The following is an 11,674-nucleotide window of genomic DNA, read 5'->3' as shown; positions in this document are numbered from 1 at the left end:
CGCGGGGCCCTTGCGTGCGCCTGCGAGCCCTCGCGGGTCAGTGGCCCGCGCCGTGGCCGCCGGCGGTGGCGGCCGGGGTGGGCGACGGGGCCGGGGTGACGAAGGAGGCCGCCGGGGCGCCCGGCGCCGTCGGCAGGGTGGAGTAGTGGGCGCTGCGCGCGATCACCGGGACCGTGACGGTGGTGGTGCCCGCGTTCGCGAAGGAGAGGGTCACCTTGACGTTCTCGCCGCCGCGGACCGGGGTGGCGAGCTTGTCCAGGATCACCGTCGGGCTCGGCTTGGCCAGGTTGACCAGAGCCTTGGGGGGCAGCGGGACCGGGGTGACCTTGACCTGGCCCGCGAAGCCGGGGGCCGCCACCGCCGTGAGGGTGTCGGGGGCGCCGTTGCCGTTGGACAGCGTGATGTACAGCGGCGCCGGGGAGCCCGCCGGGAGGACCTGCCCCGACGCCGGGCCCAGCACGAACGCGTCGGCGATGGTGATGCCGCGGAACTTGGCGGTGAGGCCGTCCACGGGGGCGTAGAACGCGCTGGTCTGGGCGTCGAAACCGGCCGCGCAGCCCGCTGTCACCGGGGCCAGCGCGAGAGCCGCTGCGACGATGAGAGCCCTGCGTCGGCTGCTGCGGATCACGGTTCGCCTTCTCCTTACCGAGAGGATTACGGGGGTGCCGCGCCGGGGGCCTGGATCGACCCGCCCATTGCCTGTCCCAGGTGATCCCGGGCGAAGCCAGGGCACATCGCTACCTTGGGATGGAACGCGACAGACACAAGATAGCGACCCCTTACCACTGGTCCGCGCCCGCCCCCGCCCCAGGTCCCCCTCCGGCCCCCTGGGGCGGCCCGCCGTACGTCAGGAGGGGCGCAGGCGGGCGATGCGGTCGGCCAGGGCCTTGTCGGGGCGGGAGGACCGCACGACGGCGGAGACGACGCCGTCGTGGCGGACGAGGACCGCGGTGAACGAGCCCGCGTGGTAGGCCGCGCGCAGGGCCCCCTGCGGGTCGGCGATGTCGGCCCCGGAGCCGCGCACGGTGTAGGCGCGGACTCCGGCCCGCTCCGCCAGGCGGCGGATCTCGGCGACGGCGGCGGACGTCTCGGCGGCGTCCGTGTCGGGCAGCAGCAGGAGCACGGCGGGCCGCAGGGCCGCCAGCGCGGTGGGCCGGCCGTTCACGGTCAGGGTCATCGCGGGCAGCGGGGAGCCCGTGGTGCGGCTCAGGCCGGGCGAGGCGTAGGACGAGACGGCCGGCGCGGGACCGCCCGCCTGGGGCGCGAACGCGATCATCATCGTGGCCGAGGCGGTGACCATGACGACGGCGCCGACCAGGATCGGCCCGAGCGGGCCCAGCCGCCGCGAGAGCCGCCGCCACCACTCGGCCCGGCGCCGGTGCCGCTGCTCCCGGTGGTAGGCGCGCACCTCGCGGTCGAGCTCGCGCAGATCGTCGGGAATCACCACGTGAACAGGCGGGAGACCGGAGTCGTCCTTGTCATGGCCGTTCATGTGGTGCACCTCCCGGCCAGATCGCTTGCGGCGGGTCCCACAAGTATGCGACGTGATATCCGCGCGGCGACTGGCCGGTGGGGTCAGAGGCATGTGTCAGTCGTGGAGTTTCACGGAGTCGCCCACTTGTCAAGTCCCTAATTGCGGCTTTGACCTGCAGTTATATACTTTTCTCTGTTCCGAGCCCGGCAAATCACGTGGTACCCTTGAGTACAGCGGAAGGGGTACTTGTCACATGACTTTCCAGGTCGGCGACACCGTCGTCTACCCCCACCACGGGGCTGCTCGGATCGAAGCCATCGAGACTCGCACCATCAAGGGTGAGGAAAAGACCTACCTGGTCCTGAAGGTCGACAAGGGCGACCTTACCGTTCGCGTGCCCGCGGACAACGCGGAACTCGTCGGTGTCCGCGACGTCGTCGGCCAGGAAGGGCTGGAGCGCGTCTTCGAGGTGCTGCGCGCACCGCACACAGAAGAGCCGACCAACTGGTCGCGCCGCTACAAGGCCAACCTTGAGAAGCTCGCCTCCGGTGACGTGAACAAGGTCGCCGAGGTCGTCCGCGACCTGTGGCGCAGGGACAAGGAGCGGGGCCTGTCCGCCGGCGAGAAGCGCATGCTGGCCAAGGCCCGCCAGATACTGGTCAGCGAGCTGGCGCTGGCCGAGAAGACCAACGAGGACAAGGCCGAGGCTCTGCTCGACGAGGTGCTGACCAACTGAGCGCGAAGCTTCCCCGGGTGGGCGTCGGAGTCGACGTCCACCCGTTTTCATCTGGGCGTTCGCTGCATCTGGCCGGTCTGCACTGGCCCGGCGAGACGGGCCTGGCCGGCCACTCCGACGGCGACACCGCCTGCCACGCGGCCTGCGACGCGCTGCTCTCGGCCGCCGGTCTGGGCGACCTCGGCGCGGTCTTCGGCACCGACGACCCCCGCTGGGCCGGCGCCGCGGGCGTGGTCCTGCTCAAGGAGGCCGCCCGCCGGGTCCGCGAGGCCGGTTACGAGATCGGCAACATCGCGATCCAGGTCATCGGCAACCGCCCCAAGCTGGCGCCCCGCCGTACTGAGGCCGAGCGCGCGCTGACCGACGCGGCCGGCGCCCCGGTGACGATCTCCGGCACCACCACGGACGGGCTCGGGCTCACGGGCCGCGGCGAGGGAATCGCGGCGATCGCCACCGCCCTGGTGATCGAAATCGGCTGACATTCGCCGGACCTTTGGCGGGGAATCGCTACGGATTTCCGGTGAACCACCTCGACGCGACGTGCGTCAAATATTCGATGGAATGTCCGGCGTGTTCGGCAATCCGTCATCTGTGGAGCGGCGTCCCGCCGGCGCGGATCGGGGCGCCGCTCCGCTTTCCCCCGCGCGCCTCCGCGCCGCCTCCAGATGATCTTCCGGCGCCCTCGGCGATCATCTTCCGCCGCTTCTCCCGTACGGCGTCCCGCGGGCCTCTGAGAGCCCCGCGCGGGCCCGGGATCACGTAATCCATACCGATCTTTGCAGGACAGCGACTTTTTTGGATGGTTCGCCGGGAAACGGGTACCCCCGGGAGCGACGGTGACAGGGTCACTGGACAGGGAGGAACCGTCATGTCACCCGAGACCATCATCGGCGCGATCGTGATCGGCGCGATCGTCGGAGCCCTCGGCCGCCTGGTCCTTCCGGGCCGGCAGCCGGTCGGCATCATCCTGACGATCGTCGTGGGCATCGTGGCCGCGCTTCTCGGCACGTGGATAGCCCAGTACCTGGGGGTGGCCACCACCCCCGGCATCGACTGGATCGAGATACTCCTCCAGGTGGTGCTCGCGGCCGTCGGCGTGGCGATCGTCGCCGGCTTCAGCAGGCGCAGAACGAATCTCTAGCAAGAGGCACGAGGACGGCGGACCGGGGTTCCCGGTCCGCCGTCCCGCGTTGCGGCCCCCTCACCGTCCCGCGTTGCGGCCCCCTCACGGGGGCGCGTGAGCCGTACGGCGCCGGCGCGGGAGACCCGCGCCGGCGCTCGGCCGAGCCGGTCGAGCCGGCCGAGCCGGTCGAGCCGGTCGAGCCGGTCGAGCCGGTCGATTCAGCCGATCCGGTCGGCCCGGTCGATTCAGTCGATTCAGTCGATGAGGCCGAGGGCGCGCAGGTCGGTGATGGGGTCGGCCAGGCTGCACGAGCCGTAGCCGGCGAACAGCGCACGGGTCCTCGCCGCGGTCTCCCCGGGCACGGCTCGCGCCGCCTTCGCCAGCGCGTCCGCGTCTTCCGACGCCAGGATGTCGGCGGCGTCGCCGGACCCGGCCACCGCCGCGGCCGTGGCCAGGACGATGTTGAGGAAGCCGTGGTGGACGAACCCGGTCTCGGCCGCGCGGTGCCGTACGGCGTGGTGCAGCCCGGCCGTGCACTTGAACGGCACGCCCAGCGCGACGCACGCCTCGATGAACGCCGCGACCTCCGCGGGCGTGGGGAACAGGTCCGCCGACAGCCCGCCGGTGCGCAGCTTGGCCCCGCGGCCGGCCGCGGCGACGCGCTCCAGGGCCTCGTGCCAGCCCGGCAGGCGGGGCAGCTCGATGAAGACGTCCACGTCCTCGCCCAGGTCGGCGGGGAGCGAGGCGAGCGTCACGGTCGCGGCGCGGGCCTGGTCGGCCTCGCGGGGCAGCGCGATCTCCAGCCCGGTCATCCGCACGCGGGGCTCGGCGGCGATCGCCGAAAGCGCGGCGGGCAGTCCCGGCAGCCCGGTGTCCGCGATCAGCCCCAGCTCGATCAGGTCCTCGGGCACGAGCAGGTCGCGCATCTCGGCCAGACGGGACGAGGGGCACAGGAAACGGCCGACGAGCGGGGCGTGGGTCCCGGCCTTGGCCTCCCGGTGCCCGCGCAGGGCGGCGGGCATGGGGGCGTTCCCCGGGGGAAAGAGAGCGGCATCGTCGACGAGGCGGGTGTAGAGCGTGTGCACGCCCCGACCGTAACCGAACGGGGCGGGCGGGGGCGCGTCCCGCCCGGATGACAGAATCGGAACAGACGAATCACGCGTATCGGGGGAACGCATGGCTCAGCTCGGGGACAACGCGCGCAAACTGTTCGACGCGAAGAACTTCGCCACGGTCACGACGCTGCAACCGGACGGCACGCCCCACTCGTCGGTGGTGTGGGTCAAGACCGAGGACGACGAGGTCCACTTCTCGACCACCAAGGACCGCAGGAAGTACCAGAACCTGCAGTACGACCCGCGCGCCACGGTCCTGGTGTTCGACCCGGCCGACCCGTACCACTACGCCGAGGTGCGCGGCGAGGTCACGGTGGAGGACGACCCGCAGAGCGTCCTCATCAACGAGCTGTCGCGGAAGTACACCGGCGCGGACTACACGAACGACCCGCCCGGCGCGCAGCGGGTGATCATCCGCATCACGCCCCGCAAGGTGGTGGTCCGGGGCGACTGACGGGCGCTCGCTACACTCCGGGGATGGCACTCCCAGCAGAGGCGCGAGCGCTGCTCACCGCGCCCAACTTCGCATTCGTCGCGACCCTGCAGCCCGACGGCTCCCCCCAGACCAGCATCGTCTGGGTGAAGTCGGACGAGGAAGCGGTCTACTTCTCCACGCTCAAGGACCGCCGCAAGTACGCCAACCTGGCCCGCGACCCGCGCGTCAGCCTGATCGTGCAGGATCCGGAGGACCCGCAGCGGTACGTCGAGGTGCGGGGCAGGGCGGCGCTGAGCGACGACCCTGAGCGGACGCTGATCGAGGAGCTGGCCCTGGCGTACACCGGGAAGCCGTTCCGTCAGGAGGCGCCGGACAAGGTGCGGGTCATCGTGCGCGTCGTGCCGGAGAAAGTCGTCCATTACGCGGGTCCTGGGCAGGTTCGGCACCTGAGTTGAGCCGGCATCAAATAGCCTTGCCTGCGTGAGCCTGCGCGTATACGACACCAGCACCCGCACTGTCCGTGATTTCGTCCCGGTCGAGGCCGGCCGGGTGTCGATCTACCTGTGCGGGGCGACGCCGCAGGCCGCCCCGCACATCGGGCACGTGCGGTCCAGCGTCAACTACGACGTCCTGCGCCGCTGGCTGCTGCGCAGCGGCTACGACGTGACGTTCTGCCGCAATCTCACGGACATCGACGACAAGATCCTCTACGTCGCCTGGCGGGAGGGCGTGCCGTGGTGGGCCGTCTCCAGCCGCTACGCCCGCGCGTTCACCTGGGCGTACGACACCCTCGGCTGCCTCCCGCCGACCGTGGAGCCCCGGGCGACCGGCCACGTCACCGAGATGGTCGAGCTGATGCAGCGGCTGATCGAGCGCGGCCACGCGTACGCCTCGGGCGGCGACGTCTACTTCGACGTGAAGTCCTACGCCGGCTACGGCGCGCTCTCCAACCAGAGGCTGGAGAACATGCGCGAGGCGGGGGACACCGACACCGACTCGCTCAAGCGGGACCCGCGCGACTTCGCGCTGTGGAAGGGCGAGAAGCCGGGTGAGCCGAGCTGGCCCACCCCGTGGGGGCGCGGCCGGCCCGGCTGGCACCTGGAGTGCTCGGCCATGGCGACCAAGTACCTCGGCTCGACGTTCGACATCCACGGCGGCGGGATGGACCTGATCTTCCCGCACCACGAGAACGAGATCGCCCAGTCCAAGGCGGCCGGTGACGGGTTCGCCCGCTACTGGATGCACAACGGGCTGCTGGCCGTGGGCGGCGAGAAGATGAGCAAGTCGCTCGGCAACTCGCTGCTCATCCCGTCCCTGCTGGAGAAGGTCCGGCCGGTCGAGCTGCGGTACTACCTGGCCGCGCCGCACTACCGCTCGGTGATCGACTACTCCGACGAGGCGCTGGCCGAGGCCGCGGCGGCCTACCGGCGCATCGAGGGGTTCGTGACCCGCGCCTCGGAGATGATCCACGACGTGGACGCCGACGCCCCGCTGCCGGAGGCGTTCGTCAACGCCATGAACGACGACCTGGCCACGCCGCAGGCGCTCGCCGTCGTGCACGAGGTGGTGCGCGAGGGCAACAACGCGCTGGCCGTGGGCGACAAGGAGCAGCTCGCGCGGCACCTGGCCGAGACGCAGAACATGATGGACGTCCTGGGCCTCGACCCGCGCTCGCCGCAGTGGCGCAGCGGGGCCGGGCACGTGGACACCGACCTGCACGACACGATCGAGGCCCTGATCCGGGTGGCCCTGGAGCAGCGGCAGGCGGCGCGGGCCCGCAAGGACTACGCCGCGGCCGACGCCATCCGCGACAGCCTGGCCGCCGCCGGGATCACGGTCGAGGACACCGCCCAGGGCCCGCGCTGGGAGATCGCGCGGCGCTGACCGGCGCCCACCGCGAGATCACGGGGCGCCGACCCGCGCCTGACGCGACGCCCGCCCGGGATCGAACCAGCCCGGGCGGGCACAGACGACAAGAAAACGGTAATAACGCGCAACCAAATCGGCCCCGGCCGCGTCGGAAGAGACGCGGCCGCATCGAGCATCGCTCAGGTTCCGATAAGGTATGCCGCGTTCTAGCAAGGTGGGGGACATGGCTGGCGGAAAGAGCGGCGGGAGCCGCAAGAAGGGCCCGAGCAAGGGCACGGGCGGGCACGTCCGCCGCGCCCTGGAGGGCAAGGGGCCGACGCCCCCCGCGAGCATGCGCCCGTGGTTCTCGGACAAGAAGCGGCGCGAGGCCCGTGCGACGGGCAAGGCCGCCCCGGCCCCCGCCGCGCGCGGCGGCGGCCGCACCCCGTCCAGGACGCGGTCCGCCGACGCCCCCGAGGTGGTCAGCGGCCGCAACCCGGTGGTGGAGGCGCTGCGGGCGCGGGTGCCTGCGACGGCGCTCTACGTCGCCCAGCGCATCGACAACGACGACCGCGTGCGTGAGTCGATCAAGCTGGCGGCCGACCGGGGCATCGCGCTCATGGAGGCGGCCCGCTCCGAGCTGGACCGGCTCACCGACGGCGCCTCCCACCAGGGCCTGGTGCTCAAGGTCCCGGCCTACTCCTACGCCCACCCCGACGACCTGCTCGACCGGGCCAGGGAGGCCGCCGAGACGCCGCTGATCGTGGCGCTGGACGGCGTGACCGACCCCCGCAACCTGGGCGCGATCGTGCGCTCGGCGGCGGCGTTCGGCGCGCACGGCCTGCTCGTGCCGTCCCGCCGCTCGGCCGGGGTCACCGCCTCGGCTTGGAAGACCTCCGCAGGCACGCTGGCGAGCACCCCCGTGGCCCGCGCGGTCAACCTGACCCGGGCCCTTGAGGAGTACCGCGAGCGCGGCCTGTTCGTCATCGGCCTCGACGGCGAGGGCGACGTCGACATCGACGCGGTGGACCTCGCGGCGGACCCGCTCGTGATCGTGGTGGGCTCGGAGGGCAAGGGGTTGTCGCGGCTCGTCCGCGAGTCCTGCGACCAGGTCGTGCGGATCCCGATGGGGGCCGCCGCCGAGTCGCTCAACGCCGGGGTCGCCGCGGGCATCGCCCTGTACGAGGTTGCCCGTAAGCGGCGTGGAGGGCACTAGACTTCGTGGCACCCGCCGACGTAGCTCAATCGGCAGAGCAGCCGCCTTGTAAGCGGCAGGTTAGGGGTTCGATTCCCCTCGTCGGCTCTCGACTTCCCTCTCCGCGTCCTCCTGTACGGCGGGCGTGCGCGCGCAGTTCCCCCGCATCGTCGTCGTCTGAGGAGGTGCTCGGGTGGCCGGGCCCCTGGTCTCCGTGATCATCGCGGTGTACAACGCCGAGCCGTTCCTGCGCGAGTGCCTGGACTCGGTGCTCGCCCAGAGCATCGGGCACGACCGGATGGAGGTCATCGCGGTCGACGACGGCTCGCGCGACGCCGGCGGCGCGATCCTGGACGAGTACGCCGAGCGGCACCCGGGCGTGGTGCGCGTGGTGCACCAGGAGAACTCCGGCGGGCCGAGCAGGCCGCGCAACGTGGGCCTGGACATCGCCCGGGGCACCTACGTCTTCTTCCTGGACGCCGACGACTACCTGGGCACCGAGGCGCTGGAGCGCATGGTCGCGATGGCCGAGCGCAACGACTCCGACGTGGTGCTGGGCAAGATGGTCGGGGTGGGCGGCCGGTCGGTGCCCAAGAGCATGTTCACGGTCAACCGCGACCGGGCCGACCTCTTCAAGCACGGCGTCTACAACACCCTGTCGCCGACCAAGCTGTTCCGCCGCGAGCTGATCGAGCGCCTGGGCCTCCGCTTCCCGGAGAACGTGCGCTCGGGCGAGGACCAGCCGTTCACCGCGCGGGTCTACTTCAACGCCAAGGTGATCTCGGTGGTCGCCGACTACCCCTGCTACTACGCGACCCACCGCGAGGGGCACGTCAGCGCGACCCAGTCGCCCATCCACCCGCTGGAGCGCATGCCGCAGACGGCCGAGGTGATGGAGCTGGTCGCGGGGCACACCGACCCGGGCGAGAACCGCGACCGGCTGATGCTGCGGCACATCCGGCTGGAGGTGCTGAGCCGGTTCAACCTGCGCTGGGCCGAGTGGCCGCCGGAGGAGCGCGAGGCCGTCTTCAACGCCGCCAAGCCCCTGATCGACGCCTGGCACACCGACTGGATCCAGGAGCGGCTGGGCCCCTGGGACCGGCTGCGGGCGTACTGCCTGCGCCACGGGCTGCTGCCGGAGCTGACCGACATCGCCCTGTGCCCGGCGTACGAGGCCGAGGCGGACGTCACGGTGGAGGACGGGCGGGTCTTCGCCGGATACCCGCACTTCCGCGACGGGAGCGGCATCCCCGACGAGTGCTTCGAGCTGACCCACCAGGTCAAGGCGCGGCACTGGCTGGAGGAGGCCACGATCGACGGCCCGGTCCTCTACATGCGCGGCCACGCCTACCTGTCGGTGATCGGGGTGGACGGCGGCGAGGTCGAGATCGTGCTGCGCGACCCCAAGTCCGAGACCGAGCACCGGTTCCCGGTGGTCACCGTGGACACCCCCGACCTCAAGCCGAGCCGGCACGCCTACCCGCACGCCGGCTTCCGCGTCGCGATCGACCTGGCCACGGCCGGGGCGGGCCGCCCGCTGCCCCGGGGCACGTGGAACATCTCGGTGAGCATCGAGTCCCGCGGGCTGCGAAAGACGGTGCGGCTGGGCCCCAAGCGCGCGCCGGAGACGGCCTCCAACGTCACGCGGGGCCAGGTGCGCCGCGGCTTCCTGCGCGACTCGGCCCACTTGAGCTACGACGGCAAGGGCAACCTGCGGCTGACGATCGCCCAGTCGGCCACGACCCAGAAGGCCAAGCGGGTCGCCCGCAGGTATTTCTCCGGCATCCGTCGCCTTATGGCCCGTTCCGGAAGTACGGTGCGACAGAGGAGTAGTTAACCCGAGGACGCGGGGGCGCGTGTGGGGGAGACACCGGCTGTCACTGTCATCACTCCGGTTCACAACGCCGCGCGCTATCTGAAACAGTGCGTCGATTCCGTGCTCGACCAGACGATCGGGATCGGCGAGCTGGAGATCATCCTCGTGGACGACGGGTCCACGGACGGCAGCGGCGAGCTGATCGACGACTACGCCCGCCGGTACCCCGGGGTGGTGCGGGTCTTCCACCACGACGAGCCCTCGGGCGGCCCCGGCAGGCCCCGGAACACCGCGCTGGACCTGGGCCCGCGCGGGGAGTACGTCTTCTTCCTGGACGCCGACGACTGGCTGGGCGACGAGGCGCTGGAACGCCTGGTGGCCGCCGCCCGCAGGTGGGGCTCGGACGTGGTGCTGGCCAAGATGGTGGGGGTGGGCGGCTACCCGGTGCCGGTCACGATGTTCCGCCACGACCAGCCCAGGGCCGACCTGTTCACCTCGCGGGTCTACTGGTCGCTCAGCGCGTGCAAGCTGTGGCGGCGGGAGCTGATCGCCGGCCTGCGCTTCCCGCACCACTACGGGGAGGACCAGCTCTTCAGCACGCGGGCCTACCTGGCGGCCGAGACGATCTCGGTGCTGGCGAGCTACGACTGCCTCTACCTCCGGGGCCGCGAGGACGGCGGGAACATGACCGCCGGGCCCGTGGACCAGGTCGCCAGGGTCGGGCACTACGACGAGATCTGCGAGCTGATCACGTCGTCCGTCCCACCCGGCGAAGGACGAAATTTCATGATCTATCGGAATCTCGTCCACGGGCCGCTCGGCCGGTTCGGCGACCGCTACCTCGCCCAGTCGCGCGAGGAGAAGGAACGCCTGGTCGAGGCCGTCGCCGCGTCCCTCGGCCGGTGGCTGGACGACGGGATCCGCGCGCGCATGTCGCCGTACCACCGGTTGCGCGCCTACTGCGTCGAGCACCGCCTGCTCGGGCTGCTCGACGAGATCGTGGCCGCCCGCAACGTCCCCGTGCGCGCCGAGCACGACCGCCTCTTCCAGCTCTACCCCGGGTTCCGCGAGGCCGGCGTGCCCGACACCTGCTACGACGCCACGCGCGCCATCCCGCTCTGGCGCCGTCTCACGTCGCTGGACTGGACGGCGGACGGCCGCCTGGCCGTGGGCTGGGAGGCGGGGCTCACCGGCGTGGCCGCCGACGACGTGCGGCTGACGCTCACCGAGCGCGAGACGGGCGAGATCCTGGAGCCGGGCCCCGGCCCGCTGGACCCCGCCCGGCTGACCCCCGGGGTGTGGGACGTGTCCGTCGCGGTGCGCGTGGCGGCGGTCGAGCGCACCGGCAGGCTCGGCGCGGACCGCGACCACGAGCGCACCGAGGTCCCCCCGCCCCGCCTCGCCGCCGGGCACGTCGCGCAGCCGTACTACACCGACCCCTACGGCAACCTGTCCATCGACGTCGGCGAGCGCGTGTTCCCGCTGGCGCGGGCCGTACGGCTGACGCGGGTGACCCCGGACGCCGCCGGGAGGCTCGCCGTGGAGTGGGAGGTCACCTTCGGGCGGCGGCCGGCGCCGGCGGGAGCCGTACGCGCCCTGGTGTGGCGGCGCGAGGGGGACGGCGCGCGGGTGCGGGCGGAGGCGGCCGAACCGGGGTCGGCGGCGGTGGAGTTCCCCGGCCCTGGCGTGTGGCACGCGTACGCCGAGGTGGCCCTGGGGGAGGAGACCAGGCTGGTGCGCGCGGGCGAACGCCGCGCGGCGGGGAAGGCGACGCGGCCACCCGCGTACAAGACGCGGGCCGGGGCGCGCAGGTGCGTCGCGCGGACCGGGTACGACGACGGCGGGCTGAGCGTCAGCGTCGAGCCGCTGCTCCGCGCCCGCCTGCGCAAACTGGTGCGAACCATCCTCCGCTGACACGCCGGTCGCGGGGC

Annotated in this window: 12 protein-coding genes and 1 tRNA gene; 10 read left to right on the top strand and 3 right to left on the bottom strand. The window is 72.2% G+C overall.

The features are described 5' to 3' along the window. Positions 1-37 precede the first annotated feature (37 nt). Together D5H75_RS21170 and D5H75_RS41780 are read right to left on the bottom strand one after the other, a co-directional pair. A complete protein-coding gene (locus D5H75_RS21170; RefSeq protein ID WP_202638362.1) occupies positions 38-628 on the bottom strand; it encodes a copper chaperone PCu(A)C domain-containing protein in 591 nt (196 codons plus the stop codon). A 219-nt stretch (positions 629-847) separates the two neighbouring features. After that, entirely contained in the window at positions 848-1,492 is a 645-nt protein-coding gene (locus tag D5H75_RS41780) for a hypothetical protein (RefSeq protein ID WP_202638361.1), read from the bottom strand. A gap of 235 nt (positions 1,493-1,727) precedes the next feature. On the opposite strand from D5H75_RS41780, the gene D5H75_RS21155 reads away from it, so the two are divergent. From D5H75_RS21155 to D5H75_RS21145, 3 genes are all read left to right on the top strand, one after another. Next, entirely contained in the window at positions 1,728-2,210 is a 483-nt protein-coding gene (locus D5H75_RS21155) for a CarD family transcriptional regulator (protein ID WP_119928245.1), read from the top strand. 17 nt (positions 2,211-2,227) lie between these two features. Continuing rightward, the gene (gene ispF, locus D5H75_RS21150) at positions 2,228-2,689 is read left to right on the top strand and encodes a 2-C-methyl-D-erythritol 2,4-cyclodiphosphate synthase (RefSeq protein WP_119928244.1); all 462 of its coding nucleotides are present in this window, start codon (positions 2,228-2,230) and stop codon (positions 2,687-2,689) included. A gap of 389 nt (positions 2,690-3,078) precedes the next feature. Next, positions 3,079-3,351, top strand: a complete 273-nt coding sequence (locus tag D5H75_RS21145) for a GlsB/YeaQ/YmgE family stress response membrane protein (protein ID WP_119928243.1) — start codon at positions 3,079-3,081, stop codon at positions 3,349-3,351. A 236-nt stretch (positions 3,352-3,587) separates the two neighbouring features. Here the strand turns inward: D5H75_RS21145 and D5H75_RS21140 are convergent, their stop codons facing one another. Further along, positions 3,588-4,418, bottom strand: coding sequence for a hypothetical protein (locus D5H75_RS21140; RefSeq protein ID WP_147425234.1), 831 nt, complete (start codon positions 4,416-4,418; stop codon positions 3,588-3,590). A gap of 91 nt (positions 4,419-4,509) precedes the next feature. Between D5H75_RS21140 and D5H75_RS21135 the strand changes: the two genes are divergently transcribed. From D5H75_RS21135 to D5H75_RS21105, 7 genes are all read left to right on the top strand, one after another. Continuing rightward, positions 4,510-4,902 carry a PPOX class F420-dependent oxidoreductase gene (locus tag D5H75_RS21135; RefSeq protein ID WP_119928241.1) on the top strand — a complete coding sequence of 131 codons (393 nt, stop codon included), beginning with the start codon at positions 4,510-4,512 and terminating at the stop codon, positions 4,900-4,902. Positions 4,903-4,925: 23 nt separating this feature from the next. Next, positions 4,926-5,339, top strand: coding sequence for a PPOX class F420-dependent oxidoreductase (locus D5H75_RS21130; protein ID WP_119928240.1), 414 nt, complete (start codon positions 4,926-4,928; stop codon positions 5,337-5,339). Between the two features lie 25 nt (positions 5,340-5,364). Next, positions 5,365-6,768 carry a cysteine--tRNA ligase gene (gene cysS / locus D5H75_RS21125; RefSeq protein ID WP_119928239.1) on the top strand — a complete coding sequence of 468 codons (1,404 nt, stop codon included), beginning with the start codon at positions 5,365-5,367 and terminating at the stop codon, positions 6,766-6,768. A 208-nt stretch (positions 6,769-6,976) separates the two neighbouring features. Then, entirely contained in the window at positions 6,977-7,948 is a 972-nt protein-coding gene (rlmB, locus tag D5H75_RS21120) for a 23S rRNA (guanosine(2251)-2'-O)-methyltransferase RlmB (protein ID WP_119928238.1), read from the top strand. 14 nt (positions 7,949-7,962) lie between these two features. Beyond that, positions 7,963-8,035, top strand: a tRNA-Thr gene (locus tag D5H75_RS21115). Between the two features lie 85 nt (positions 8,036-8,120). Further along, positions 8,121-9,764 carry a glycosyltransferase family 2 protein gene (locus tag D5H75_RS21110; RefSeq protein WP_119928237.1) on the top strand — a complete coding sequence of 548 codons (1,644 nt, stop codon included), beginning with the start codon at positions 8,121-8,123 and terminating at the stop codon, positions 9,762-9,764. Positions 9,765-9,785: 21 nt separating this feature from the next. Next, positions 9,786-11,657 (top strand): glycosyltransferase, encoded by a 1,872-nt coding sequence (locus D5H75_RS21105; protein WP_119928236.1) that lies wholly within the window; start codon positions 9,786-9,788, stop codon positions 11,655-11,657. Positions 11,658-11,674 lie beyond the last annotated feature (17 nt).

The organism is Bailinhaonella thermotolerans, assembly GCF_003594875.1.
GTDB classification, from domain to species: domain Bacteria; phylum Actinomycetota; class Actinomycetes; order Streptosporangiales; family Streptosporangiaceae; genus Bailinhaonella; species Bailinhaonella thermotolerans.
The sequence above is the reverse complement of the archived record's forward strand: the minus strand, read 5'-3'. Positions and strand labels throughout refer to the sequence as shown.